The organism is Pseudomonas sp. YA1, assembly GCF_058680555.1.
In genome coordinates, this window is sequence record NZ_JBZWBG010000005.1 from 262,899 (window position 1) to 289,852 (window position 26,954).

Sequence of the window (26,954 nt, forward strand, 5' to 3'; positions counted from 1 at the left end):
TTCTCACCTGGAAAGAATGCCGGGCATTCTAACAGGATGTGGGGAAAGTGCTGTGCCGCCGTCCGACGGCGCGGGTGCGGTGTTTTGTCTGGCCGCGTATAGTTTTCCGATCTGCAATCAGGAGTCGATCCATGTCGCGTATCCACATCGAACGTCCGCACAGCCTGGGGCTGGACGCCGCACGGGCCAAGGCGGAGAAACTGGCCGAACGTCTGGCGAAGGAGCACGGCGTGCAGTGCGAATGGCAGGGCGACGAGCTGACCTTCAAGCGCAGCGGCGTCGACGGCAGGATCGCGGTGGGGGCGGACAAGGTCGCGGTGGACGTCAAGCTCGGCCTGATGCTGTCGGCCATGAGCGGCCTGCTCAAGGGCGAGATCGAGAAGGCGCTGGACAAGGCGCTGGCCTGATCCCGCCGGGCGTTCGCCGTCCTGGCGGCGCCCATCTTCCGCTTAGTATGCGGTTTCTAATTTTCCCCGATACCTTGCTCTCACGCTGCCAGCGTTCCGGCGGCGCCTGCGGTTTCTTCAACCCAACGAGCGTGAGGTGCCCCATGGCCAAGATTGCCCTGAAGAAAAAGACCGTTTCCGAATCCACTTCCCTGGTCTCCGAGATCCGCCACTATGCCCGCCAGATCTGGCTTGCCGGCCTGGGTGCGTATTCCCGCCTGGGCACCGAAGGCAGCGACTACTTCAAGGAATTGGTGAAAGCTGGCGAAGCCCTGGAGAAAAAAGGCAAATCGCTGGTCACAAGTCAGGTCGATTCGGCCAATGACAGTGTCAAGACCGGCCTCTCTTCGGTGAAGGGAAAAGTCGAAGACCAGCTCGACAGGATCGAGCAGGCATTCGACAGCCGTGTCGCTAGCACGTTGAACCGGATAGGCATACCTTCCCGGAACGATGTCGAAGCACTCTCTGCTAAGCTGGATGAGCTGAGCGCAGTGCTCGAGCGTGTCGCGAGAACCCAATAAGGAGAGCAGGATGGCTGGCAAGAAGAAGAGCGAAAAAGAGTCCAGTTGGATCGGCGAGATCGAGAAATACTCGCGGCAGATCTGGCTGGCTGGTCTGGGGGCCTACTCGAAGGTCAGCAAGGACGGCAGCAAGCTGTTCGAGACCTTGGTGAAAGACGGCGAGAAGGCTGAAAAAGAAGCGAAGTCCGATGTGGACGCGCAGGTCGGTGCGGCGAAGGCTTCCGCCCGCTCTGCGAAGAGCAAGGTCGACGAGGTTCGGGACCGTGCGCTCGGCAAGTGGAGCGAGCTCGAGGAAGCTTTCGACAAGCGCCTGAACAGCGCCATCTCGCGTCTCGGCGTGCCGAGCCGCAACGAGGTGAAGGAGCTGCACGGCAAGGTCGATACGCTGACCAGGCAGATCGAGAAACTCACCGGCGTCAGCGTCAAGCCGGCGGCGAAGGCAGCGGCCAAGCCTGCGGCGAAACCGGCTGCCAAGCCCGCGGCGAAAACCGCAGCGGCCAAGCCGGCAGCTAAACCGGCAGCCAAGGCCGCCGCCAAGCCTGCGGCGAAACCCGCGGCGAAAAAACCTGCAGCGAAGACCGCGGCCGCCAAGCCGGCAGCCAAGCCCGCCGCCAAACCGGCTGCGAAGGCCGCCGCGAAACCGGCGGCCAAGCCGGCAGCCAAGGCTGCGGCGAAGCCTGCTGCGAAACCTGCCGCAGCCAAGCCCGCCGCGAAGCCGGCAGCCAAGCCGGCCGCTGCGACCGCCGCCAAGCCCGCGGCGAAACCTGCCGCCAAGCCGGCTGCGAAAAAGCCTGCGGCGAAGAAGCCGGCCGCCAAGCCCGCCGCGGCGAAACCGGCCGCTCCCGCCGCGTCTTCGAGCGCGCCCGCTGCCCCCGCCGCCACACCGGCTGCCAGCGCTCCGGCAGCGAACGCTCCGGCGACGCCGAGCAGCCAGGGCTGAGTCCTGGCGGCAACGCACACGCCCGGCACTCGCCGGGCGTTTTTCATTCCGGTCCCAGGTAGCGCTGCGCCAGGCTTTCCGCCGAGCGTTGGGCCTCGCTGCGCAGATGCGGGGCGACCAGCATCATGATCTGGTAGACCACCGTGCGCACCTCGCCCTTGCTGCCCAGTACCCGCTGGTAATCCAAGGAGAACAGCAGGGTCAGGGTGATCTGTTCGACCAGTTGCCCGAGTGCCGGCGCATCGCTGCGCAACTGCCGGTCGGTCTTTAGGCGGGCCAACAGGGTGGCCAGGGTCCGCTTCAGCGCGCCGAGCCAGGTACGGATGCCGCGAGCCAGCCGTGGCAGGCGCCCGGTCAGGTTGGACAGGTCCTGGAACAGGAAGCGGTAGTGGGCGAGGCGCTCGACGATCAGATGCAGGAACAGCCAGTAGTCCTCCGCGCCCAGGCGCACCTCCTCGGGCGGATCGAGCAGCGGCGCCAACTCGGCCTGGAACCGCTCGAACAGCGCCATCACCAGCGGTTCCTTGCCATGGAAGTGGTAGTAGAGATTGCCCGGGCTGATGCCCAGTTCGTTGGCGATTTCCAGTGTCGAGACGTTGGGTTCGCCCTGTTCGTTGAACAGCAACAGCGAGCATTCGAGGATACGGTCGCGTGTCTTCATCCGGACTTCTTCTGGGGATCGAGGTGCCCGGCTCCAGGCGCCCGGGCCGGGTCTTTCAGCGTATATGCACGTAGGTGCCCGGGGCTGCTTCGAGGGGCGGATGCGTGGCGCTGCCAAGGTTGAAGTCAGGGTCGCCCAGCTCGCCCGAGCGCTCCTGCAGCCAGCCCAGCCAGACCGGCCACCAACTGCCCTCTTCGCGCTTGGCGTCGTAGTACCAGGCGCGTGGATCGCTGCTCAGCTTGTCGTTCTCGAAGTAGCAGGCCTTGGGGTTTCCGGGAGGGTTGAGGATGCTCTGGATGTGCCCGCTGTTGGACAGGATGAAGCGGCGCTGGCCGCCCAGCAGGAGGGCCGAGCGATAGACCGCGTCCCAGGGCGTGATGTGGTCGGTGATGCCGGCGACGTGGAAGCTGTCGATCGCCACCTTGCCCAGGTCCACCGCGGTCCCGCTGACTTCCAGCGCGCCTGGGCGGGTCAGCGGGTTGTGCTTGAACAGGTCGAGCAGTTCGCCGTGGAACGCCGCGGGCAGCCGCGTGTTGTCGTTGTTCCAGTAGAGGATGTCGAACGCCGGCGGCTGCCTGCCGAGCAGGTAGTTGTTGACCCAGTAGTTCCAGATCAGGTCGTTGGGGCGCATCCAGGCGAACACCTTGGCCATGTCGCGCCCGTCCAGCACGCCATGCTGGTAGGAGCGGCGCTTGCTGCTCTCCAGGGTCTGCTCGTCGGCGAAGAGCATCGCCGGGCTTTCCATCTGGCTGTCGAGCAGGCTGACCAGGTAGGTGACGCTACTGACCTTGCGCAGTTGCCGGCGCACCTGGAGGTGGCCGAGCAAGGCGGCCACGGTGAGCCCGCCGGCGCAGGCGCCGGCCAGGTTCACGCTGCGGCTGCCGGTGATCTCGCGGCTGACCTCGATGGCTTGGTCGAGGGCCTCGACATAGGTGCTCAGGCCCCATTCGCGGTGCTGGGCGTCGGGGTTGCGCCAACTGATGACGAAGACCTGCAGGTTGTTCTTCAGGGCGTACTGGACGAAGCTCTTTTCCGGCGACAGGTCGAAGATGTAGTACTTGTTGATCTGCGGCGGCACGATCAGCAGGGGCTTGGCGTACTGGCGCTCGCCCAGCGGCTTGTACTGGATCAGTTCCAGCACCTCGTTGCGGAACACTACCGCGCCTTGCGTGGTGGCGAGGTTGCGGCCGATCTCGAAGGCGGTCTTGTTCACCTGGCTGGGCATGCCGCCGTTGTGCACCAGGTCTTCGAGCAGGTGGCGGACGCCATTGAGCAGGCTGATCCCGCCGGTATTGAACAGTTCCTTTACCGCCAGTGGATTGATCAGGCTGTTGCTGGGTGCCACGGCGTCGGAGAGCAAGGCGACGAGGAAGCGGGCGCGGGCGCGATCGTCGCAGTCCAGGTTGCTTTCGTCGATCCAGGCGAGCAGTTGCTTCTGCCACGCCAGGTAGGCCTGCAGGGTGCGCCGGTAGAAGGGATTGAGGCGCCAGGATGGATCCTGGAAACGGGCGTCCTGAGGGTTCGGCTGGTGCAGGGTGTCGCCCAGCAGCACCTTGCCCAACTGGCCTCCGAAGGCGACCAGGTGCCGCGCACTGTGCAGCGGCTGGCGCAGGCCGTGGACGGCCAGGCTGCGGACCGTCGTCAGCAGGTCCTTGCCGCGCAGGCCGACGATGGCGCTCTGCGCACTCATGAACTCGGCGGGCACCGGCACGCTACCCGATTCCTGTTTTTCTCGCATGGACCACACTCCGTCGTAGGACCACAGTCTGGATGCCATGGGCGATAGTCCCCTGGCTCGGAATACTCAGTTATAGCCTGTGAATTCCGTTTCACCCGGGGCAGAACCGCACACCTGCCTGAACAGGGAGGATGCCGCCCGACAGTGGGGCAGCAAGCGCTGTACCACAACGCCGGGAGGGGCGTCGCAGAGCTTGCGCTGTCGCGGCGAAGCCAGGCGCCATGCGCCGTTGCGGAACATTGACTATGCACCTGCACCATGACGAAGCAGTGTCTGCTGCCCTGGTGTTGCCCGCGCAGCAGTTCAGCCGGTCTTGGGCAGGAACGGACGAGGGTGCATGACGGCGCGGCGGCGCTCCTCGGCGAGGAACTTCATGATGATCGGCGCCACCGATTCGGCGCGGGTCACCAGGAACAGGTGGCCGTCGTCGATCACGTGCAGTTCGGCGTTGGGAATGCGCCAGGCCAGCACACGCATGTTGATCAGCGGGATGATCGGGTCGTCGTCGCCGGCCAGCACCAGGGTCGGCTGGCGGATCCGATGCAGCCAGTGGATGCTGGTCCAGCCGAGCCCGGCGAACAGTTGCCAGTAGTAGCCCAGCTTGCCCGACGAACGCACCTTGCTGGCATGCGCCATGGCCAGCTTGGGGTCGCGGCGGAAGGCCCCGCCGTAGATGTCCGGGGCGATGTGTACGCCATAGGAGGGCTGGATGTAGCGCCGCGGGCTGGCCATGCGCATCAGTACCTTCGGCTTGCCCGGCACCATCACCGCGCCAGCCGAAGTGGCGGCGAGGATCAGCTTCTTGCAGCGTTCCGGATAGTCGTGGGCGAACTGCTGGGCCAGCGCGCCGCCCCAGGACACGCCGATCGCGTTGACCTGGCCGTAGTCCAGGTAGTCGAGCATCCGCGCCGCCAGCTTGGCCAGGCCGGGAAAGCGGTAGGGCACGCTGGGCGTCGAGGAACCGCCGACGCCGGGAACGTCGAAGGCGATCACCTCCAGTTCCGGGTCGAGCGCCTGGACGAAGGGAAATACCAGTTCCAGGTTGGCGCCTATGCCGTTGAAGATCAGCAGCGGAGTGCTTCCTTCCTTGCCCGGCCGCACTGCGGTGCGGATGGTCTGGCCGTCGAGGTCGATGGTCCGGAAGACGAAGGGCTGGGGCATGCTCGGGGTCCTCGGCGGCGCAGCCGCGGGCTCGGCGATACGGGGCCTGGCCGGCTTCCGCGCGGCGCGGGGCCGCACCGGAGGCGCTGGCGGGGTTTCGTCGGCGGAGGCCGCGGATCGCTCCTGCGGCAGTTCTTCAGGCTGGTCGCTTTTCATCGTTCATGCACGTAGGTTCCGGGCGCGGCTTCGCCGGCCGGATAGGTCTTGTTGCCCAGGCTGGCGGGCGCCTTGCGGGTCTTGCCGGAGCGTTCGGCCAGCCATTGCTGCCAGTGCAGCCACCACGAATCGGCGTGCTTGCCGGCCTGTTCCAGCCAGGCCTTGGGCTCGGCGGGCAGTTCCGGATTGGTCATGAAGCGTGCCTTGGGGTTGCCCGGTGGGTTGAGGATGCTCTGGATGTGGCCGCTGTTGGAGAGGATGAACTCGCACTTGCCGCCCAGCAGCCTGGCCGACTTGTAGCACGACTCCCAGGGGGTGATGTGGTCGTTCAGACCGGCGACACAGTAGAAGTCGCAAGTCACCTGCTTCAGGTCGATGGGCGTGCCGGAGACCTCCAGGGCGCCGGGGCGGTTCAGCGGGTTGCTCTTGAACAGTTCGACGAACTCGCCGTGCAGCGCGGCGGGCAGGCGCGTGGTGTCGTTGTTCCAGTAGAGGATGTCGAACGCCGGCGGCTGGTTGCCGAGCAGGTAGTTGTTGACCCAGTAGTTCCAGATCAGGTCGTTGGGGCGCATCCAGGCGAACACCTTGGCCATGTCCTTGCCCTCCAGCACGCCGGACTGGTAGGAGCGACGCTTGGCGGCCTCCAGGGTCTTCTCGTCGGCGAACAGCGCGACCTGGGTATTCAGTTCGAAGTCGAGCACGCTGACCAGTTGGGTGAAGGCGTTGACCTTCTTCTCGCCGCTGGCGACGTAGTGGCCGACCAGGGTCGCGGTGGTGATCCCGCCGGAGCAGGCGCCGAGGAGGTTGAGGTCCTTGCTGCCGGTGATCGACAGGACTACCTCGATGGCCTCCTTGAGCGCCTCGATATAGGTGGTCAGGCCCCATTCGCGCTGCGACTTGGTCGGGTTGCGCCAGCTGACGATGAAGGTCTGCACGCCGTTGCGCAGGCAGAAGCGCGCCAGGCTCTTGTCCGGCGACAGGTCGAAGACGTAGAACTTGTTGATCTGCGGCGGCACCACCAGCAGCGGGCGTTCGTGCACCGACTCGGTGATCGGCCGGTACTGGATCAGTTCCAGCACGTCGTTGCGGAACACCACGGCGCCCTCGGTGGTGGCCAGGTTCTTGCCCACCTCGAAGGCGTCCATGTCCACCTGGCTCGGCATCCCGCCGTTGTTCACCAGGTCCTTGGCCAGGTGGCCGAGGCCGTCCAGCAGGCTCTTGCCGCCGGTCTCGAAGAAGCGCTTGACCGCTGCCGGGTTGCTCAGGCTGTTGGTCGGCGACATCGCCTCGGTCAGCAGGTTGATGACGAACTGGCCACGACTGATGTCTTGCGGCGACAGGTCGCTGTGGCTGATCCAGCTGTGCAGTTCCTTGCGCCAGGCCAGGTAGGTCTGCATGTAGCGCTTGTACAGCGGATTCTGGCTCCAGGCCGGGTCGGAAAAGCGCCGGTCGTCATCGCCTGGGCGCAGCTCCGACTGGCCGAGCAGGACGTTCTTCAACTCCAGGCTGAAATGCGCCACGTGCCTGGCGCTGTGCAGCGGCTGGCGCACCGCCTGGAGCAGGACCATGCGCGCGGAGGTGAGCAGGTCCTTGCCCCGGATGCCGATCACCGGATTCAGGTTCAGTGTGTTTTCCGCGGCTTGCTTGGGAAGCTCGTTATTGTTCTTTTGACTCATCGGCAACGCTCCATTGTTCGAGGCGAAACAGGGGACCGCAACGAAACCGGGGACCAGGTGTCCGGCCGGCTACTGCTCGACTACCAGCCCACCCGCACGTTTCAGGGCGGGGCGGACGCACGTCAGGGAAGGGAACCCGGACAAGGGGGCTGCACCGTCTTGGTTACGCGAGTTTCCGCTGGCGTGCAAGCTGGCAGAAGCATCGGTGGCCGGCGTGGCTGGCCCGGCGAGCGGCCGACCTGCGGACTAGAGCGTTGCTGCCGTGCAGGGTAGGACATTCGCCGTGGCGACCGCGCCGACCGGATGTCTGGTCTGGCAGTCTGCGGGGCGAATGTTGCAAATGACGTGCCCTCGTTCGGGGCAGCGGGGAAAAATCGCCTGGATGCCGTGTGCCGCGAAGGGGCACTCGGCCCGGCGCTTCAGAGCATCAGCTTGACGACTGACTCGTCGGGGTCGCGCGACTTGCCGGCGCTGGCCAGCTCCGCCAGGTAGTCGGCCCACAGCTGGTCCTTGCGGGTCGCCAGCTCGTACAGGTAGTCCCAGGTGAACAGGCCGCTGTCGTGGCCGTCGTCGAAGCTCAGCTTCAGTGCGTACTGGCCGGCGGGTTCGACGCCGACCAGGCCGACGTTCAGCTTGCCGTACTGCAATACCGGGTTGCCGTGGCCCTGGACCTCGGCCGAGGGCGAATGCACGCGGAGGAACTCGGCGGGCAGATCGTAGCTGTCCTCGCCGTAGCGCAGGGTCAGGGTCTTCGAGGCTTTGTGCAGCTGGATGGCGGAAGGGATACGCATCGCATCGGACTCGCGGAAGGGCGGAGTACAAGGATACCCCGGTTCGGGACCGCGCGGCCCGCCGCCACGGTGCTGGCCGTGGCGGCGGCGGTGGTCAAAGGATGTAGCGGGACAGGTCCTCGTCCTCGGCCAGCTCGCCGAGGTGGCTGTTGACGTAGCCGGCATCGATCAGGATCGGCTTGTCGCTATGCTCGCTGGCCAGGTCGGCGGCGCTGAACGAGACCTCTTCCAGCAGCCGCTCGAGCAGCGTATGCAGGCGGCGGGCACCGATGTTCTCGGTCTTCTCGTTGACCTGCCAGGCGATCTCGGCAAGGCGCTTGATGCCGTCCTCGGCGAACTCGATGGCCAGTCCCTCGGTCTTCAGCAGCTCGCGGTACTGCTCGGTGAGCGAGGCATGCGGCTCGGTGAGGATGCGCTCGAAATCGTTCGGGCTGAGGGCCTTGAGCTCCACGCGGATCGGTAGGCGGCCCTGCAGCTCGGGAACCAGGTCGCTCGGCTTGCTCAGGTGGAAGGCGCCGGAGGCGATGAACAGGATGTGGTCGGTCTTGACCATGCCCAGCTTGGTGTTCACCGTGCAGCCCTCGATCAGTGGCAGCAGGTCGCGCTGTACGCCCTCGCGGGAGACGTCGGCGCCGCCGGCGTTGGCGCGCTTGGCGATCTTGTCGATCTCGTCGATGAAGACGATGCCGTGCTGCTCGACCGCCTCCAGGGCGCGTGCCTTGAGCTCTTCCTCGTTGACCAGGCGCACCGCCTCTTCGTCGCGGATCAGCTTCAGGGCCTCGGCGACCTTCAGCTTGCGGGTCTTCTTCTTGCCCTTGCTCATGCCGGAGAACAGGTTCTGCAACTGGTTGGTCATCTCCTCCATGCCGGGCGGGGCCATGATCTCCACGCCGGCCGGGTTGTCGGCCACCTCGATGTCGATTTCCTTGTCGTCCAGCTGGCCTTCGCGCAGGCGCTTGCGGAACAGCTGGCGGGTGTTGCTGTCCTCGCGTGCCGGCTCGTCGCCGAAGCCCATGGCGGGACGCGCGGCCGGCAGCAGGGCATCGAGGATGCGCTCTTCGGCGGCGTCCTCGGCGCGATACTTGACCTTCTGGATCTCCTGTTCGCGGAGCATCTTCACCGCGGCGTCGGCGAGATCGCGGATGATCGACTCGACGTCGCGTCCGACATAGCCGACCTCGGTGAACTTGGTCGCCTCGACCTTGATGAACGGCGCGTTCGCCAGGCGCGCCAGGCGGCGGGCGATCTCGGTCTTGCCGACGCCGGTGGGGCCGATCATGAGGATGTTCTTCGGCGTGACCTCGGCGCGCAGCTCGGTCGGCAGTTGCATGCGTCGCCAGCGGTTGCGCAGGGCGATGGCGACGGCGCGCTTGGCGTCGTCCTGGCCGATGATGTGGCGGTTGAGTTCGTGGACGATCTCGCGGGGCGTCATGGACATTCGTTTACTCCAGCGGGGGACGAGCGCTTCAGACGGCGCTGTCCAGCTCCTCGATGGTCAGGTTCTGGTTGGTGAAGACGCAGATCGAGCCGGCGATGTTCAGCGCGGTCTCGGCGACTTCCCGAGCGCTCAGCTCGGCGTTGTGCTGCAGCAGGGCCAGGGCCGCGGCCTGGGCGAAGCCGCCGCCGGAGCCCATGGCGATCAGGCCGTGTTCGGGTTCGACCACGTCGCCGTTGCCGGTGATGATCAGCGAGGCATCCTTGTTGGCGACCGCGAGCATGGCTTCGAGGCGGCTCAGGGAGCGGTCGGTGCGCCAGTCCTTGGCCAGTTCGACGGCGGCGCGGACCAGGTGCCCCTGGTGTTTCTCCAGTTGCTGCTCGAAGCGCTCGAACAGGGTGAAGGCATCGGCGGTGGCGCCGGCGAAACCGGCCAGTACCTGACCGTGATACAGGCGCCGGACCTTCTTGGCGTTGCCTTTCATCACGGTGTTGCCCAGGGAAACCTGGCCGTCGCCGCCCATGACGACTTTGCCGTTGCGGCGGACAGATACGATGGTGGTCAAGGGGGAAATCTCCACACTGCGGGGCCGAATGCCCGGAATGCTGGGAGATATAGGGGCGATCCGCGGCTTTTCAACCGCACGCACCGCCGTGCGTCGGAACGCACGGCGTGGCCCGCGTTCAGCGGGCCTTGCGTTGCTGTAACAGCAGGTTGCTGAAGCCGTTGGAGGACAGTGTCTTCTGCGCCTGGGACAACTGGTCGCGGCTGTTGAACGGGCCGACCATCACCCGGTACCAGGTCTCGTCGCGGACGTTGCCGGCCTCGACGTTCACCGACTGCCCGAGCAGGATGATCTGCGCGCGCACGCGGTCGGCGTCGGACTGCTTGCGGAACGAGCCGGCCTGCAGGAAGAACTGCGTGCTGGCGGCGACCACCGCTTTCGGCAGCGGCGGTGGCACCTGCCCGGCGAGTGCGGCCTTGGCCCGCGCTTCGTCGGCCTTGGCCAGCTCGGCGGGGGTGGGCGGCGGCGGGGCCTTCTCCGGTACCGCTTCCGGCGGCACCACGACCTCGGACTCCGGCAGCAGGGTGTAGAACTCGTACTTCGGCTTGGCCTGGGCCGGCGTCTGCGTTTGTGCGGGCTGCTGGGCCTGGCCGTTCTGCTGCGGCTGCTTGCCCTGCACGGCGGCTGGGCGCTGGGCGTCCGGGCGTTCGCGCTGGACGTCCTTGCGCCCGGGTTCGAGCTTCATCAGGAACATGATGAAGCCGCCGATGGCCAGGCCGGCGACCAGCCAGACCCAGCCGGGAACGCCGTTCTTCGCGGCGGGCGCCTGGTAGCGGCTGGCGCCGCGCTTGGGGGCGGGTTTCTTCTTTGCCATGGGGGTTCCCGGACTCCTGTTCGGGCGGGTTCGATTACATGCGTTCCAGAGTCTTCAGACCGAGCAGCTCCAGGCCCTGTTCCAGGGTACGGCCGGTCAGCGCGGCGAGACGCAGGCGGCTGTCCTTCTGCGCCGGGTCCTCGGCGGTGAGGATCGGGCAGTGCTCGTAGAAACTGGAGAACAGCCCGGCCAACTCGTACAGGTAGGCGCAGAGCAGGTGCGGCACGCCCTTGAGCGCGACGTTGTTGACCAGGTCGCCGAACTGCGCCAGTTGTGCGGCCAGGGCCAGCTCCTGGGGCTGCTCGAGGACGATCTTCCCGCCCAGTTGCTCGCGGCCCTGGCCGAGCTTGCGGAAGACGCTGGCCACGCGGGTGCAGGCGTAGAGTAGGTAGGGTGCGGTGTTGCCTTCGAAGCTGAGCATCAGTTCGAAGTTGAAGCTGTAGTCGCTGGTGCGGTGCTTGGACAGGTCGGCGTACTTCACCGAGTCGATCCCCACCACCCGGCCGATCTCGCGCAGCTGGACCTCGTCGAACGGCTCCTCGCCACGCTCGGCGCGCTGCTCGTTGCGTTCCTTGACCAGCGCATAGGCGCGGCTCTCGGCCTCTTCCAGCAGGTCGATCAGCTTCACCGTACCGCCGTCGCGGGTCTTGAACGGACGGCCGTCGGCGCCGTTCATGGTACCGAAGCCCATGTGCTCCAGCTCCATGCCGGCCGGGACGAAACCGGCGCGCCGCGCCACTTCGAAGACCTGCTGGAAGTGCAGGGCCTGGCGCTGGTCGACGAAGTACAGCACGCGGTCGGCGTGCAGCACGTTGTGCCGATAACGCATGGCGGCGAGGTCGGTGGTGGCGTAGAGGTAGCCGCCGCCGGCCTTCTGCACGATCACCGGGAGCGGATTGCCCTCGGCGTTCTTGAACTCTTCGAGGAAGACGCACAGCGCGCCGTTGTCTTCGGTGAGCAGGCCCTTGGCGGTCAGGTCGGCGACCACCTGGGCGAGGTCGTCGTTGTAGGCGCTCTCGCCCATGACGTCGGCCATGCTCAGCTTCACGCCGAGACGGTCGTAGACCTTCTGGCAGTGCGACAGGGAAATCTCGTTGAAGCGGGTCCACAGGCGCAGGCAGTCGGGGTCGCCGGCCTGCAGCTTGACCACCAGTTCGCGGGCGCGGTCGGCGAATTCGGGAGACTCGTCGAAGCGTTTCTTCGCCGCGCGGTAGAAGACCTCCAGGTCGTGCAGCTCGGCCTCGGCGTCGACCGGTTGCTCTTCCAGGTAGGCGAGCAGCATGCCGAACTGGGTGCCCCAGTCGCCGACGTGGTTCTGCCGGATCACCGTGTCGCCGAGGAACTCGAGGACGCGCGCGACGGCGTCGCCGATGATGGTCGAGCGCAGGTGGCCGACGTGCATTTCCTTGGCCAGGTTCGGCGAGGACAGGTCGATCACCACGCGCTGCGCCGGGCCTGCCTTGCGCACGCCGAGACGTTCGTCGGCGAGGGCGCGGTCGAGGCTGGCGGCGAGCCAGACGTGATCCTGGAAGAAGTTGAGGAAGCCGGGGCCGGCGATCTCCACCTTGGCCAGTTGCTCGTGGGCGGGGATTGCCTCGACCAGCCTGGCGGCCAGGTCGCGCGGCTTCATCCCGGCCGGCTTGGCCAGCATCATGGCGATGTTGCTGGCGAAATCGCCGTGGCTACGGTCCTTGGTGTTCTCCACCTGGATGTCCGGGGTCAGGCCGGCGGGCAGGGTGCCGTCCGCGGTCAGTTGGTCGAGGGCTTGCTGGATCAGCTGGCGAATCGTGTCTTTCATCGTTCTCTCCGTGCTCGCGGGCAGAGGGGCGGCGCGCGACGGTCGGGCAGGGGAAGGGCCGGCGGATGCGGCGCTCCGAAGTTCACTCCCCGCGATGTGCGCGGGGTGGCCGGTCGAGGCTCAGAACCGCGCATTATCCGTGGGCGGACAGGCGTTGCCAACCGTTGCGGCGATTAGCCGACAGTTTGCGCCGGACATCGCGGATTCCGGCTGACCCCAGTCAAGCGGGGCGTCTTCCAGGAAGGCGCTCAGAACAGGTCGATCGGATCGATATCGAGCGACCAGCGCACCTGGCGCCCGCCGGGCAACTGTTCGAGGCTCTGCAGCCAGGGTGTCAGCAGGCGATGCAGCGGCGCCCGGCTCATGCACTGCAGCAGCAGTTGCGCGCGGTGCTTGCCGGCACGCCGCTCCATGGGCGCGGGCACCGGCCCGAGCAGTTCCACCTCCGGTCCGCCCATCTGCTCGAGCAATTGCTCGGCGGCACTGCAGGCGCTGTCGAGGAAGGCTTCCGCCTGGCCCGGCTTGTGCGCTTCGGCGCGCAGCAGGGCGAGGTGGGCGAAGGGCGGCAGGCCGGCGGCGCGGCGTTCGCTGAGGGCCTGTTCGGCAAAGGCGAAGTAGCCGTCCTCGGTGAGCTGGACCAGCAGCGGGTGATCGGCCAGGTGGGTCTGGATCAGTACCCGCCCGGGCTCCTCGGCGCGTCCTGCGCGGCCGGCGACCTGGACGATCTGCTGGGCCATGCGTTCGCTGGCGCGGAAGTCGGCGGAAAACAGGCCGCCATCGGCATCGAGGATCGCCACCAGGGTGACCCGTGGGAAGTGGTGCCCCTTGGCGAGCATCTGGGTGCCGACCAGGATGCATGGCTCACCGCTGTTGATGGTGGCGAAGAGGTCGCGCATGGCGTGCTTGCGCGAGGTGCTGTCGCGGTCGATGCGCAGCACCGGATGGTTCGGGAAGAGAATCCGCAGGCGTTCCTCGGCGCGCTCGGTGCCGGCGCCTACCGGGCGCAGGTCGAGCTTGCCGCATTGCGGGCAGTTCATCGGCGGCCGCTGGCGGTGGTCGCAGTGGTGGCAGCGCAACTCGCCGCTGCCCTGGTGCACAGTCATCCGCGCGTCGCAGCGCGGGCATTGGCTGATCCAGCCGCAGTCGTGGCAAAGCAGGGTCGGAGCGAAGCCGCGGCGGTTGAGGAACACCAGGACCTGCTGGCCGGCCGCCAGGGTATCGCCAATGGCCTGTTGCAGCGGGCGGGAAAGGCCGGCGTCGAGCGGCATGCTCTTCACGTCGAGGCGGATGAACTTCGGCGGGTGCGCGCCACCGGCGCGCTGGGTCAGGCGCAGCAGGCCGTAGCGGCCGGCCTGGGCGTTGTGCAGGCTTTCCAGGGCGGGCGTGGCCGAACCGAGCAGGATCGGCACGTTCTCCAGGCGCGCGCGTACCAGTGCCAGGTCGCGGGCGTGGTAGCGCAGGCCGTCCTGCTGTTTATAGGAGGCGTCGTGTTCCTCGTCGACGATGATCAGTCCCGGCCGCTTCAGCGGCGTGAACAGTGCCGAGCGGGTGCCGATGACGATGTCGGCCTCGCCATCCCGGGCGGCGAGCCAGGCATCGAGGCGCTCGCGGTCGGTCAGGGCCGAATGCAGCAGGGCGATGCGCGCGTTGAAGCGGCGTTCGAAACGCGCCAGGGTCTGCGGGCCCAGGTTGATCTCGGGAATCAGCACCAGGGCCTGGCGGCCTGCGGCCAGGGTTTCGCGGATCAGTTGCAGGTAGACCTCGGTCTTGCCGCTGCCGGTGACCCCGGCCAGCAGGAAGCAATGGAAACCGCCGTGGCTGGCGCGAACCGCTTCGAAGGCGGCGCGCTGCTCGGGGTTCAGCGGCAACTCCGCCTGGGCCAGCCAGCCGCCTTCGCGCGGCGGGGTGCTGTGGCGCCGCACCTCCAGTTCGACCAGGCCTTTTTCCTTGAGCAGGTCGAGGCTGTCCTTGTTTATTTCCAATTGGTTCAGCAACTCATGGGAAACCCCGTGCGGATGCTGCTTGAGAATCGCCAGGGCCTGGCGCTGGCGCGGCGCCCGGGCCAGGCGCGGATCGTCGAGGCTGGATTGCGCGGTGGCATGCCAGAAGCGCTGCTGGCGCGCCTCGGCCGGCTCGCCCTGGCGCAACAGGTTGGGCAGCGCCCAGGACAGGGTGTCGCCGAGGCTGTGCTGGTAGTACTGGGCGGTCCAGCGACAGAGTTCGAGCAGGTGCGCCGGCATCGGCGGCTTGGCGTCGAGTACCCTGAGGGCAGGCTTGAGCTTGTCTTCGGGTACTTCGGAACGGTCCGTCACCTCTATCAGAACGCCAACCAGCTCCCGGCGCCCGAACGGCAGCAGCAGGCGAATCCCCGGCTGTAGGGCGCTGCGCGGAATGCCGCGGGGCGCGCGGTAGTCGAACAGGCGGCGGAGTGGCGAAGGCAGGGCTAGGCGTAGGATCAGGTCTGACACTCAGCGGCTTCCGGGGATGAAGGAAACGAGGACTGGGCCGGCGATGTTAGCAGACGACCGGCGGGCGGGGTCGCTTGCATAGATGAATCGGTCTGGTATGATCCACGCCCTTAATTACGTGCGGTGCCTGGTAAACGCGCTGGGTGGCGGCACACAACGCCTCGAGGATTGAATCATGAAAGCGGACATCCATCCGACTTACGAAGCTATCGAAGCTACCTGTAGCTGCGGTAACGTCATCAAGACCCGTTCCACCCTGTGCAAGCCGATCCACCTGGACGTGTGCTCCGAATGCCACCCGTTCTACACCGGCAAGCAGAAGGTGCTGGACACCGGCGGCCGTATCGACCGCTTCAAGCAGCGTTTCGGCGTATTCGGCGCCACCAAGTAAGCCGCTTGCCGCGAACGCGCGCAATGCTACTTGTCGCTGTACCGAGAAAGGCGTCCCTAGTGGGCGCCTTTTTCATGTCCGTGGTTTCCGCCTTCGCCGGTGCGGCGGAGGCCTGCCGGCCTACCGGTGCCTTGCAGAACGTCGAGGTGGCGCGGGTGGTGGACGGCGATACCGTGCGCCTGCGCGATGGCCGCAGCGTGCGGCTGATCGGTATCAATGCGCCTGAACTGGCGCACAACGGCCGCACCACCGAGCCCTTCGCCGAAGCCGCGAAGCAGCGGCTGCAGGCGCTGGTATCGGCCAGCGACGGGCGTCTCGCCCTGCAGCCGGGCCGCCAGGCCCGCGATCACTACGGGCGGACCCTGGCGCACCTGTTCGATGCCAGCGGCGCCAACCTCGAGGCGCGCCTGCTCGGCGAGGGCCTGGGCTACCTGGTGGCGGTCGCGCCGAACACCGAGCTGACGGCCTGTCAGCAAGCGGCGGAACGTGCAGCGCGTTCGGCTAATCTGGGTGTATGGAAGCGTTCGCCGGTGCTTTCGCTCGATCGACTGGCGCAGAGCGGCTTCGCCGTGGTCCGCGGGCGGGTGCTCGAGGTCGAACGCAACCGGGGCGGTATCTGGCTGGAGATGGACGGTCCGCTGGTCCTGCGGATCGAGCCGAAGGTGCTCAAGGCGTTCGATGCGAAACGGGTGATGCAGATGGCGGGACGTTCGCTGGAAGTGCGTGGCTGGGTGGTCGATCGTTCCCGCCGTGGCGCTGTGCCGGCCGGCAAGGCGCGTTGGCAGATGTCGGTGACCGATCCGGCGATGCTGGAATGGTTGCCATGAAGACCGCCTGGCTCCTGCTGCTGTTGCTGGGAGTCGGCGCGCTGGGCGGCTGCGCGGTGAACCCGGCCACCGGCAAGAGCGATTTCGTGATGATGAGCGAGCAGCAGGAACTCGGCATGGGCGCTCGCTACAACCAGGAAATCCTCAAGCAGTTCCCCCGCTACAACGATGAAAAGCTCCAGGCCTACGTGCAACGGGTAGGCGAGCGGGTCGCCCGCAGCAGCCACCGCAGCAACCTGCAATATCATTTCACCGTCATCGATTCGCCGGACATCAACGCCTTCGCCCTGCCGGGCGGCTACATCTATATCCATCGCGGACTGATCGCCTACCTTGGCTCCGAGGCCGAACTGGCCGCGGTGCTCGGTCATGAGGTCGGCCATGTCACGGCGCGCCACAGCGTGCGCCAGCAGAGCCAGGCCAGCGCCTGGAACATCCTTGGCCAGGCGGTGGCGATCGGCACCGGGGTCGGCGCCGCCGGCGACCTGGCCAACGTGCTCGGCACGGCCTTCGTCCGCGGCTACGGGCGTGACATGGAACTGGAAGCCGATGGTCTCGGCGCCCAGTACCTGGCCCGCGCCGGCTACGATCCGACGGCGATGATCCAGGTGGTGCGGGTGCTGAAGAACCAGGAGGACTTCGCTCGCGAAGAGGCCGCGCGTAATGGCCAGGCGGTACAGGCCGGCGGCTACCACGGGTTGTTCGATACCCATCCGGACAACGACCGGCGTCTGCAGGAAGTGGTCGGCCCGGCCCGGCAACTGGCCAACGGACAGCAGGAAGTGGGGCGCGAGGTCTTTCTTCGCCATCTGGAAGGCATGCCGTTCGGCGACTCGGCATCGGCCGGTGTGCGTCGCGGGCAGAACTTCTACCATGCCGAGCTGGACTTCACCCTGAGCTATCCGGCGGGCTGGAAGATCCTCAACCAGCCCAGCGCCCTGCTTGGCTATCCGGCGGACGAGCAGTCGTTCATCGGCATGAAGCTGGTGCCCCATGATTCCCGCCTGACGCCCGCGGAGTTCCTGCGCAAGAACGCCGGGCAACGGCTGGCCCAGGAAGAGTCGCTGAAGCAGGCCGGGCTGAACGGCTACACGGCGGTGGTGCCAGGCAACCCGGCGCGACGGGTTGCTGTGATCTACCAGGGCGACCGCGCCTACCTGTTCGTCGGCGTGGTCAAGGTCGGTTCCCTGGAGACCCAGGACGACCGCTTCCTCAGCGTGATCCGCAGCTTCCGTCCGCTGCGCGACAAGGAGCGGGCCCTGGCGCAGCCGCGACGCCTGCATCTGGTGCAGGTCAAGGCGGGGCAGACGCTGGAGCAATTGGCGGCTGGCGGCGAGGGGTCATTGAGTGACTCCGTGGCTCGTCTGCGTCTGCTGAATGACCTTTATCCGAGCGGTGAACCCCGTCCGGGCGATTGGCTTAAAGTCGTACGCTAGAGGTCTTGACAGCCGGGTCCTGACGATCTTGTGGGGCGTCGTCTTCTTGCGTATGCTCGGTCGCCCCGTCTGTCCAACAAGCAATAAAGCGGAAGTGCCCAAATGTCCGATCTTAAAACCGCTGCCCTCGAATATCACGCACAACCCCGTCCGGGAAAACTGAGTGTCGAGCTGACCAAACCCACCGCTACCGCCCGGGACCTGTCCCTGGCCTACAGCCCGGGTGTCGCCGAGCCGGTGCGTGAAATCGCCCGCGATGCCGAGCTGGCCTACCAGTACACCGGCAAGGGCAACCTGGTGGCAGTGATTTCCGACGGCACCGCGATTCTCGGCCTGGGTAACCTCGGCCCGCTGGCCTCCAAGCCGGTGATGGAAGGCAAGGGTGTGCTGTTCAAGCGCTTCGCCGGCATCGACGTGTTCGACATCGAGGTCGACGCCGAGAGCCCGCAGGCTTTCATCGATACCGTCAAGCGTATTTCCATCACCTTCGGCGGTATCAACCTCGAGGACATCAAGGCTCCCGAGTGTTTCGAGATCGAGCGCGCGCTGATCGAACAGTGCGACATCCCGGTGTTCCACGATGACCAGCACGGCACCGCCATCGTGACCGCGGCGGGCATGCTCAACGCGCTGGAACTGGCCGGCAAGAAGCTGGAAGAAGCGAAAATCGTCTGCCTCGGCGCCGGCGCTGCCGCCATCTCCTGCATGAAGCTGCTGGTGAGCATGGGCGCCAAGGTCGAGAACATCTACATGATCGACCGCAAGGGCGTGATCCACGCCGGTCGCGACGATCTGAACCAGTACAAGTCGGTGTTCGCCACCGAGACCGACAAGCGTACCCTGGCCGACGCCCTGGAGGGCGCCGACGTGTTCGTCGGCCTGTCCGGCGCCAACCTGCTGGAGCCGGAAGACCTCAAGCGCATGGCGCCGAACCCGATCGTGTTCGCCTGCTCGAACCCGGACCCGGAGATCAAGCCGGAACTGGCCCATGCCACCCGCAACGACGTGATCATGGCTACCGGACGTTCCGACTATCCGAACCAGGTCAACAACGTGCTCGGTTTCCCCTTCATCTTCCGCGGTGCCCTGGACGTACGTGCCACGCGCATCAACGAAGAGATGAAGATCGCCGCCGCCCTGGCCCTGCGCGACCTGGCCAAGCAGCCGGTCCCGGAGGACGTCTGCGCCGCCTATGGCGTGGACAAGCTGGAATTCGGCCGCGAGTACATCATTCCGAAGCCGATGGACAAGCGCCTGATCACCGTGGTTTCCGATGCCGTGGCCAAGGCTGCCATCGAGACCGGCGTGGCTACCCTGCCGTATCCGAAGAACTATCCGCTGAAATCGGTGGACGAAGTCTTCAACGGCTGATCGATCCGCCGGATAAAAAGAAACCCCGCCTTGGCGGGGTTTCTTTTTGCCTGCGCCTCGCGCTCCGTCGTCGTCGACGAAGCGCAGGCGCCGGTTCAGAACAGGTCGATCGGCGCGCCTTCGTCATCCGGCAGCGGGCTGCCAGGGAAGCTGCCCGGCGGCAGTTCGTTGACCGAGGGCGGGGTGTCCTCGTTCTTGAACATCTCGAAATAGGCGCCGGGAGTGCCCGGCGCGGCCGAACGGCCGGTCACCGGGTCGATGCGCAGGCTGACGATGCCTGGCGGCTCGGCCATGGTGTGCATCGGCTTGTCCTTGAGGGCGAAGCCCATGTACCTGATCCAGATCGGCAGCGCGACGGTACCGCCGTACTCGCGGCGACCCAGGGTCTCCGGCTGGTCGAAGCCGACCCAGACGCTGGTCACGTAGTCGGAGTTGTAGCCGGAGAACCAGCCATCCTTGGAATCGTTGGTGGTGCCGGTCTTGCCGGCCAGGTCGGTGCGCTTCAGCGCCAGGGCGCGGCGCCCGGTACCGCGCTTGATCACGTCCTGCAGCATGCTGGTCATGATATAGGCGGTACGGGCATCGATGATCCGTTCGGCCGGGGTCGGCTCGAAGGTGGTCTGGGCCTTGGCGGCGACTTGCTGGGCTTCGATCGAACCTTCGCCTTCGGCGCTCTCCGGATGCTCGGGGGCGCCAGGATTCCCGGCGTCTTCCGCATCCGGCGCAGCGACCTGTTCTTCCACCGGCACGCGGGGCGGATTGGCCTGGTACAGCACCTGTCCGTCGCGGCTCTCGATGCGTTCGATGACGTACGGATTGACCTTGTAGCCGCCGTTGGCGAATACGCTCCAGGCGCCGGCGATTTCCATCGGTGTGACTGTCGCGGTACCCAGGGCCAGGGAGAAGTTGCGCGGCAGTTCGTCGCGCTGGAAGCCGAACTTGGTGATGTAGCTGATCGCCCGCTCGATGCCCAGGCCCTGCAGGACGCGGATCGAGACCATGTTGCGGGACTTGTACAAGGCTTCGCGCAGCGGGATCGGGCCGAGGAAGGTGTTGGTGTCGTTCTTCGGTCGCCAGACCTTGTCCAGGTACTCGTCGACGAACACGATCGGCGCATCGTTGACCAGGCTGGCGGCGGTGAAACCATTGTCCAGGGCCGCGCTGTAGATGAACGGCTTGAAACTGGAGCCCGGCTGGCGCTTGGCCTGGATCGCGCGGTTGTAGTTGCTCTGCTCGAAGGAGAAGCCGCCGACCAGCGAGCGGATCGCCCCGTCCTTCGGGTCCAGGGAGATCAGCGCGCTCTGTGCGGCGGGAATCTGTACGAAGCGCAGGGTGCCGTCTTCCTGGCGCTGCACGCGGATCTGGTCGCCGGCCTGGGCCACGTCGGCGGGCTGGCGCGGCATCGGGCCCATGCTGTTGTTGCTGAGGAAGGGGCGTGCCCATTTCATGCTGTCCCAGGTCACGGCTTCTTCCTTGCCGTCGCGGGTCATCACCATGATCCCGCTCTTTTCCACCTGGGTGACGATCGCCGGCTCCAGGCCGCCGATGCTGCGCTGCTGGCCCAGGTGCTTGAGCCAGGCGTCGCGGGTCTGGCCCGGCAGGCGGGTCTCCGGGCCTCGGTAGCCGTGGCGCTGGTCATAGTCGATGAGGCCGTCGCGGACCGATTGGCTGGCGGCGTTCTGCAGGTCGCTGCGGACCGTGGTGATGACCTTGTAGCCCTCGGTATAGGCCTCGCTGCCGTAGCGGCCGACCATCTCGGCGCGGGCCATCTCGGCAATGTAGGGCGCATTCAGTTCGGGGGTCTGCACGTGGTAGGAGGCGTTGATCGGCTCCTCGACGGCGGCCTGGTAGCGCTGCTGGTCGATGAAGCCGAGCTTGAGCATGCGCTCGAGGATCCAGTTGCGCCGTTCCGTGCTGCGGGTCGGGTTGACCAGCGGGTTGTAGCGCGAGGGCGCTTTCGGCAGGCCGGCGATCATCGCCATCTCGGCCAGGCTCAAGTCTTTGATCGGCTTGCCGTAATAGACCTGTGCGGCAGCCTCGATGCCATAGGCACGGTTGCCCAGGTAGATCTTGTTGACGTAAAGCTCGAGGATCTCGTCCTTGGTCAGCTGTCGCTCGATCTGCAGGGCCAGGAGGATTTCATTGATCTTTCGCGAGAAGCTTCTTTCATTGGTAAGGAAGTAGTTCTTCGCTACCTGCATGGTGATGGTGCTGCCGCCAGTCTGGATGTGACCGCTTTTCAATAATTGCGCGGCGGCGCGCATTAGGCTTTTCACATCGACGCCATAATGGTTGGCGAAATTGTCGTCCTCGGCGGACAGCAGGGCATGGATGAAGTCCTGCGGGATATCGGCGAAGCGGATCGGTGTCCGGCGCATCTCGCCGAACTCGGAGATCAGCTTGCCGTCCTCGCTGTAGACCTTGAGGGGGATCTGCAGCTGGACGTTACGCAGAGCTTCCACCGAGGGCAGGCTGGGACTCAGATAGAGATAGGCGCCGCTGAAACTGAGCAGCACTCCACAAATCAGGGTGACGCAAGTCCACCACAGGAACTTCAGCAGGCGCATGGGTAGATTCGGATTTCCAGGAAAAAGAAAGAGTTAAGCGAATAGGACAGGAAAAAGGCAAAAGCTGTTCACATTATAAGCAATTTTTCTGTGACCTAGCCATTTGCCTGGCCTTCGGCTCTGGTATCTAATGTGAAAAAAGAAGAATCGTTCGTAAGTATTGAACGCTAATAGGGAATTGGTCGTGCTAGGGCTCATAAAGAAGAAAGCGAACACCTTGCTGGGGATCGACATCAGCTCGACCTCGGTAAAGCTCCTTGAGTTGAGCCGCTCCGGAGGCCGCTACAAAGTGGAGGCCTATGCCGTCGAGCCGCTTCCGCCGAATGCAGTCGTGGAAAAGAACATCGTCGAGCTGGAAGGGGTCGGTCAGGCGTTGTCACGGGTGCTGGTCAAGGCGAAAACCAACCTGAAGTCGGCCGTGGTCGCCGTCGCCGGTTCGGCGGTGATCACCAAGACCATCGAGATGGAGGCCGGGCTTTCCGAGGATGAACTGGAAAACCAGCTGAAGATCGAGGCCGACCAGTACATCCCCTATCCGCTGGAGGAAGTCGCCATCGACTTCGAGGTCCAAGGGCTCTCCGCGCGCAATCCCGAGCTCGTGGACGTACTCCTGGCCGCCTGTCGGAAAGAGAACGTCGAGGTTCGCGAAGCGGCCCTGGCGCTGGCCGGCCTGACCGCCAAGGTGGTCGACGTCGAGGCCTACGCGCTGGAGCGCTCCTATGCGCTGCTGAGCAGCCAACTGGGTGCCGACACCGACCAGTTGACCGTGGCGGTAGTGGACATCGGCGCGACCATGACCACCCTGAGCGTCCTGCACAACGGACGTACCATCTATACCCGCGAACAGCTGTTCGGCGGTCGCCAGCTCACCGAGGAGATCCAGCGGCGTTACGGACTTTCGGTGGAGGAAGCCGGTCTCGCCAAGAAGCAGGGTGGTCTTCCGGATGACTACGACAGCGAAGTTCTGCGTCCGTTCAAGGACGCCGTGGTGCAGCAGGTTTCCCGCTCGCTGCAGTTCTTCTTCGCCGCCGGACAGTTCAACGACGTCGACTACATCGTCCTGGCGGGCGGTACGGCGTCTATCCAGGATCTCGATCGGTTGATCCAGCAGAAGATCGGCACCCCGACCCTGGTCGCCAACCCGTTCGCCGACATGGCGCTGAACGGCAAGGTGAATGCCGGCGCCCTGGCCAGCGACGCTCCGGCGTTGATGATCGCCTGCGGCCTGGCGTTGAGGAGTTTCGACTGATGGCACGGATCAACCTTCTACCCTGGCGCGAAGAGCTGCGCGAGCAGCGCAAGCAGCAGTTCCTGGTGATTCTTGGCGGCGTCCTGGTGGCATCGGCTGCGCTGGTATTCCTTGGCGACCAGTACTTCACCGCGGCCATCGAGAACCAGAACGCCCGCAACGACTTCCTGCGCAAGGAAATCGTCGTACTCGACGCCCGGATCAAGGAAATCAGCGAACTGAAGTCGCGTCGCCAGCAATTGCTCGAGCGGATGAAGATCATCCAGGACCTGCAGGGCAATCGTCCCATCATCGGACGGGTGTTCGACCAGCTCGTGCGGACCTTGCCCGACGGCGTGTATTTCACCGACCTGAAGATGACCGGCAAGAACATCGCCATCGCCGGCGCGGCCGAGTCCAACAACCGCGTTTCCAATCTCATGCGCAACATGGACGCGTCCGAGTGGCTGACCGCTCCGACCCTGAACGAGGTCAAGGCGGTGACCCAGGGCGCGGTGGACCAGGCCAACGTGTTCCAACTGACCGTGCAGCAGACGCAGCCCGGCGAGGAAGACGCCAAGGCGAAGCATGGGGTTGCGCAAGGAGCCAAGAAATGAGTCTGGCCAGTTCCCTGGAAAGTCTGCGCAAGATCGATATCAACGATCTTGACCTGAACAACATCGGTTCCTGGCCGGCGGCGGTCAAGGTCATCGTCTGCGTGCTGCTGACCGCGGCGGTCCTGGCGCTGGGCTACAACTTCCATCTGAGCGACATGCAGGCTCAGCTCGAACAGCAGGCCGCGGAAGAGGAGACGCTCAAGCAGCAGTTCTCCACCAAGGCCTTCCAGGCCGCGAACCTGGAAGCCTACAAGGCACAGATGAAGGAGATGGAAGAGTCCTTCGGCGCCTTGCTGCGGCAGTTGCCCAGCGACACCGAGGTACCCGGGCTGCTCGAGGACATCACTCGTACCGGCCTGGGCAGCGGCCTTGAGTTCGAGGAAATCAAGCTGCTTCCCGAGGTTGCCCAGCAGTTCTACATCGAGCTGCCGATCCAGATCAGCGTGGTCGGCGGCTACCACGACCTGGCGACCTTCGTCAGCGGCGTGTCCAGCCTGCCGCGGATCGTCACCCTGCATGACTTCGAGATCAAGCCGGTCGCGCCCGGCAGCACGTCCAAGCTGCGCATGAGCATCCTGGCCAAGACCTATCGCTACAACGACAAGGGGCTGAAGAAATGAGAGCCCGCCTGATTCTGAGCAGCCTGCTGCTCGCCAGCCTGGCCGGATGCGGCGGCGGTTCCGATTTCGCCGATCTGCAGTCCTACATGGACGAGGTTCGCGCCCGACCCAAGGGTACCATCGAGCCGTTGCCGAAGTTCCAGCCGTACGAGGCCTTCACCTATAGCGCCGCGTCGCTACGCAGCCCGTTCCAGCCGCCGGTGAAGATCGACCTGACCGTGCGGCAGAAGGGCAACAAGGTAATCAAGCCCGATGAGACGCGGGTCAAGCAGTTCCTGGAAGGCTTCAACATCGAGACCTTCGAGATGGTCGGCACCCTGTCCAACGCCCAGGGCACCTTCGCCCTGGTGAAGGGCGCGGGTGGCGTGCACCGGGTGAGGGTCGGGGACTACCTGGGGCGCAACGACGGCAAGGTCGTCGGCATCAGCGAAGGAAAAATAGACGTGATCGAAATCGTTCCTGACGGAGAGGGGAACTGGCTGGAGCGTCCGCGCAGCCTGACTCTCAAGGAACGCTCCTGAGGGCGGGGAAAAACATGCATAACCAACAGCAGTCTGTACAACGGAGTCGGACGATGAACAGTGGCCTCTCGCGCCTCGGGATCGCTTTGCTGGCCGCCATGTTCGCGCCGGCATTGCTCGCCGCGGACCTGGAGAAACTCGACGTGGCGGCACTGCCTGGCGACCGGGTCGAGCTAAAGCTGCAGTTCGACGAGCCCGTCGCCGCGCCGCGTGGCTATACCATCGAGCAGCCGGCGCGAATCGCCCTCGATCTGCCGGGGGTGCAGAACAAGCTCGGCACCAAGAACCGCGAGCTGAGCGTGGGCAATACGCGCAGCGTCACGGTGGTCGAGGCGAAGGATCGCACACGGTTGATCATCAACCTGACCACGCTGTCGTCCTACGCCACCCGGGTGGAAGGCAACAACCTCTTCGTGGTGGTCGGCAATTCGCCGGCCGGCGCCAGCGTCGCTTCCGCCGCTCCGGTCAAGGCAAGCCCGGCTCCGGCCAGCTATGCCCAGCCGATCAAGCCCAAGCCGTACGTGCCGGCGGGTCGTGCCATCCGCAACATCGATTTCCAGCGTGGCGAAAAGGGCGAGGGCAACGTGGTCATCGACCTGTCCGACCCGACCTTGAGCCCGGATATCCAGGAGCAGGGCGGCAAGATCCGCCTGGACTTCGCCAAGACCCAACTGCCGGATGCGCTGCGGGTTCGCCTGGACGTCAAGGACTTCGCTACGCCGGTGCAGTTCGTCAACGCCAGCGCGCAATCCGACCGTACCAGCATCACCATCGAACCGAGCGGGCTCTACGACTACCTGGTCTACCAGACCGACAATCGTTTGACCGTCAGCATCAAGCCGATGACCACGGAAGACGCCGAGCGGCGCAAGAAGGACAATTTCGCCTATACCGGCGAGAAACTGTCGCTGAACTTCCAGGACATCGACGTGCGTTCGGTACTGCAACTGATCGCCGACTTCACCGACCTGAACCTGGTGGCCTCGGATACCGTGCAGGGCAATATCACCCTGCGCCTGCAGAACGTGCCGTGGGACCAGGCGCTGGACCTGGTGCTGAAGACCAAGGGCCTGGACAAGCGCAAGCTCGGCAACGTGCTGCTGGTGGCCCCGGCCGACGAGATTGCCGCCCGTGAGCGCCAGGAGTTGGAAGCGCAGAAGCAGATCGCCGAGTTGGCGCCACTGCGTCGGGAACTGATCCAGGTGAATTACGCCAAGGCCGCGGACATCGCCAAGCTGTTCCAGTCGGTGACCAGCGATGGTGGCCAGGAAGGCAAGGAAGGCGGGCGCGGCTCGATCACCGTCGACGACCGCACCAACAGCATCATCGCCTATCAGCCCCAGGAGCGACTGGACGAACTGCGGCGGATCGTTTCGCAGCTGGATATTCCGGTGCGCCAGGTGATGATCGAGGCGCGCATCGTCGAGGCCAACGTCGGTTACGACAAGAGCCTCGGTGTGCGCTGGGGCGGCGCTTATCACAAGGGCAACTGGAACGGCTACGGCAAGGACGGCAATATCGGGATCAAGGACGAGGACGGCATGAACTGCGGCCCGATCGCCGGCAACTGTACTTTCCCCACCACGGGAACCAGTAAGTCGCCGTCGCCGTTCGTCGACATCGGCGCCAAGGATGCCACCTCCGGGATCGGCATCGGCTTCATCACCGACAACATCATCCTCGACCTGCAACTGTCGGCGATGGAAAAGACCGGCAACGGCGAGATCGTCTCCCAGCCCAAGGTCGTGACCTCGGACAAGGAAACCGCGAAGATCCTCAAGGGCCAGGAAGTACCCTACCAGGAGGCCAGCTCCAGCGGCGCTACCAGCACCTCGTTCAAGGAGGCCGCGCTGTCCCTCGAGGTGACCCCGCAGATCACCCCGGACAACCGGATCATCGTCGAAGTGAAGGTGACCAAGGATGCGCCGGACTTCGATCGCGCACTGAACGGCGTACCGCCGATCAACAAGAACGAGGTCAACGCCAAGATACTGGTCAACGACGGCGAGACCATCGTCATCGGCGGCGTGTTCAGCAACACCCAGAGCAAGTCGGTGGACAAGGTGCCGTTCCTCGGCGACCTGCCTTACCTGGGGCGACTGTTCCGGCGCGATACGGTCTCGGACGTGAAAAACGAACTTCTGGTTTTCCTGACACCGCGGATCATGAATAATCAGGCCATCGCAATCGGTCGCTGATATCGAAC

At 65.3% G+C, this 26,954-nt stretch carries 23 protein-coding genes; 12 read left to right on the forward strand and 11 right to left on the reverse strand.

What is annotated here, in order from left to right:
- Positions 1-131 precede the first annotated feature (131 nt).
- The 3 genes from AC4OR5_RS09255 to AC4OR5_RS09265 all read left to right on the forward strand — a co-directional run bounded on the left by AC4OR5_RS09255 (position 132) and on the right by AC4OR5_RS09265 (position 1,907).
- Positions 132-407 (forward strand): polyhydroxyalkanoic acid system family protein, encoded by a 276-nt coding sequence (locus AC4OR5_RS09255; protein ID WP_003095874.1) that lies wholly within the window; start codon positions 132-134, stop codon positions 405-407.
- Between the two features lie 143 nt (positions 408-550).
- The gene (locus AC4OR5_RS09260; protein WP_003103463.1) at positions 551-967 is read left to right on the forward strand and encodes a phasin family protein; all 417 of its coding nucleotides are present in this window, start codon (positions 551-553) and stop codon (positions 965-967) included.
- A 10-nt stretch (positions 968-977) separates the two neighbouring features.
- The gene (locus AC4OR5_RS09265) at positions 978-1,907 is read left to right on the forward strand and encodes a phasin family protein (protein WP_003116129.1); all 930 of its coding nucleotides are present in this window, start codon (positions 978-980) and stop codon (positions 1,905-1,907) included.
- Positions 1,908-1,950: 43 nt separating this feature from the next.
- On the opposite strand, the gene AC4OR5_RS09270 is transcribed toward AC4OR5_RS09265, so the two are convergent.
- The 10 genes from AC4OR5_RS09270 to AC4OR5_RS09315 form a co-directional block, all read right to left on the reverse strand.
- Positions 1,951-2,568, reverse strand: coding sequence for a TetR/AcrR family transcriptional regulator (locus tag AC4OR5_RS09270; RefSeq protein ID WP_003112003.1), 618 nt, complete (start codon positions 2,566-2,568; stop codon positions 1,951-1,953).
- A gap of 55 nt (positions 2,569-2,623) precedes the next feature.
- Positions 2,624-4,306, reverse strand: coding sequence for a class II poly(R)-hydroxyalkanoic acid synthase (gene phaC, locus AC4OR5_RS09275; protein WP_003095871.1), 1,683 nt, complete (start codon positions 4,304-4,306; stop codon positions 2,624-2,626).
- A 303-nt stretch (positions 4,307-4,609) separates the two neighbouring features.
- Positions 4,610-5,467 (reverse strand): poly(3-hydroxyalkanoate) depolymerase, encoded by an 858-nt coding sequence (gene phaZ, locus AC4OR5_RS09280; RefSeq protein ID WP_003095866.1) that lies wholly within the window; start codon positions 5,465-5,467, stop codon positions 4,610-4,612.
- A gap of 152 nt (positions 5,468-5,619) precedes the next feature.
- Positions 5,620-7,299: a class II poly(R)-hydroxyalkanoic acid synthase gene (gene phaC, locus AC4OR5_RS09285; protein WP_003095864.1), complete on the reverse strand. Its 1,680-nt coding sequence runs from the start codon at positions 7,297-7,299 to the stop codon at positions 5,620-5,622.
- A gap of 419 nt (positions 7,300-7,718) precedes the next feature.
- Entirely contained in the window at positions 7,719-8,090 is a 372-nt protein-coding gene (locus tag AC4OR5_RS09290) for a gamma-butyrobetaine hydroxylase family protein (protein ID WP_003095857.1), read from the reverse strand.
- Positions 8,091-8,184: 94 nt separating this feature from the next.
- Positions 8,185-9,528 carry an ATP-dependent protease ATPase subunit HslU gene (hslU, locus tag AC4OR5_RS09295; protein WP_033953305.1) on the reverse strand — a complete coding sequence of 448 codons (1,344 nt, stop codon included), beginning with the start codon at positions 9,526-9,528 and terminating at the stop codon, positions 8,185-8,187.
- Positions 9,529-9,556: 28 nt separating this feature from the next.
- Complete coding sequence (gene hslV / locus AC4OR5_RS09300; RefSeq protein WP_003095852.1) at positions 9,557-10,090, reverse strand: ATP-dependent protease subunit HslV; 534 nt, start codon at positions 10,088-10,090, stop codon at positions 9,557-9,559.
- Between the two features lie 118 nt (positions 10,091-10,208).
- Positions 10,209-10,904, reverse strand: a complete 696-nt coding sequence (locus AC4OR5_RS09305; RefSeq protein WP_003095850.1) for an SPOR domain-containing protein — start codon at positions 10,902-10,904, stop codon at positions 10,209-10,211.
- A gap of 34 nt (positions 10,905-10,938) precedes the next feature.
- Positions 10,939-12,702 (reverse strand): arginine--tRNA ligase, encoded by a 1,764-nt coding sequence (gene argS, locus AC4OR5_RS09310; RefSeq protein WP_058161053.1) that lies wholly within the window; start codon positions 12,700-12,702, stop codon positions 10,939-10,941.
- 248 nt (positions 12,703-12,950) lie between these two features.
- Positions 12,951-15,170: a primosomal protein N' gene (locus tag AC4OR5_RS09315; RefSeq protein ID WP_003110891.1), complete on the reverse strand. Its 2,220-nt coding sequence runs from the start codon at positions 15,168-15,170 to the stop codon at positions 12,951-12,953.
- A gap of 175 nt (positions 15,171-15,345) precedes the next feature.
- Between AC4OR5_RS09315 and rpmE the strand changes: the two genes are divergently transcribed.
- The 4 genes from rpmE (at position 15,346) to AC4OR5_RS09335 (ending at position 19,195) form a co-directional block, all read left to right on the forward strand.
- Positions 15,346-15,561, forward strand: coding sequence for a 50S ribosomal protein L31 (gene rpmE, locus AC4OR5_RS09320; protein ID WP_003095846.1), 216 nt, complete (start codon positions 15,346-15,348; stop codon positions 15,559-15,561).
- A gap of 74 nt (positions 15,562-15,635) precedes the next feature.
- Positions 15,636-16,388, forward strand: coding sequence for a thermonuclease family protein (locus tag AC4OR5_RS09325; RefSeq protein WP_009877201.1), 753 nt, complete (start codon positions 15,636-15,638; stop codon positions 16,386-16,388).
- Positions 16,385-17,824, forward strand: a complete 1,440-nt coding sequence (locus AC4OR5_RS09330) for a M48 family metalloprotease (RefSeq protein WP_003095844.1) — start codon at positions 16,385-16,387, stop codon at positions 17,822-17,824. Before AC4OR5_RS09325 ends, AC4OR5_RS09330 begins: the two co-directional genes overlap by 4 nt.
- A 102-nt stretch (positions 17,825-17,926) precedes the next feature.
- Positions 17,927-19,195 (forward strand): malic enzyme, encoded by a 1,269-nt coding sequence (locus AC4OR5_RS09335; RefSeq protein WP_003095842.1) that lies wholly within the window; start codon positions 17,927-17,929, stop codon positions 19,193-19,195.
- A 95-nt stretch (positions 19,196-19,290) separates the two neighbouring features.
- Here the strand turns inward: AC4OR5_RS09335 and AC4OR5_RS09340 are convergent, their stop codons facing one another.
- Positions 19,291-21,762, reverse strand: a complete 2,472-nt coding sequence (locus AC4OR5_RS09340; protein WP_023126737.1) for a penicillin-binding protein 1A — start codon at positions 21,760-21,762, stop codon at positions 19,291-19,293.
- A gap of 184 nt (positions 21,763-21,946) precedes the next feature.
- Between AC4OR5_RS09340 and pilM the strand changes: the two genes are divergently transcribed.
- From pilM to pilQ, 5 genes are read left to right on the forward strand one after another with little or no spacing between them, the layout of a single operon-like run.
- The gene (pilM, locus tag AC4OR5_RS09345; protein ID WP_058161054.1) at positions 21,947-23,011 is read left to right on the forward strand and encodes a type IV pilus assembly protein PilM; all 1,065 of its coding nucleotides are present in this window, start codon (positions 21,947-21,949) and stop codon (positions 23,009-23,011) included.
- Entirely contained in the window at positions 23,011-23,607 is a 597-nt protein-coding gene (pilN, locus tag AC4OR5_RS09350) for a type 4a pilus biogenesis protein PilN (protein ID WP_003095839.1), read from the forward strand. Before pilM ends, pilN begins: the two co-directional genes overlap by 1 nt.
- A complete protein-coding gene (pilO, locus tag AC4OR5_RS09355; protein WP_003103268.1) occupies positions 23,604-24,227 on the forward strand; it encodes a type 4a pilus biogenesis protein PilO in 624 nt (207 codons plus the stop codon). Before pilN ends, pilO begins: the two co-directional genes overlap by 4 nt.
- Positions 24,224-24,748, forward strand: a complete 525-nt coding sequence (pilP, locus tag AC4OR5_RS09360; protein ID WP_003095836.1) for a type 4a pilus biogenesis lipoprotein PilP — start codon at positions 24,224-24,226, stop codon at positions 24,746-24,748. The genes pilO and pilP overlap by 4 nt, the downstream gene beginning before the upstream one ends.
- 53 nt (positions 24,749-24,801) lie before the next feature.
- Complete coding sequence (pilQ, locus tag AC4OR5_RS09365; protein ID WP_058161055.1) at positions 24,802-26,946, forward strand: type 4a pilus secretin PilQ; 2,145 nt, start codon at positions 24,802-24,804, stop codon at positions 26,944-26,946.
- Positions 26,947-26,954 lie beyond the last annotated feature (8 nt).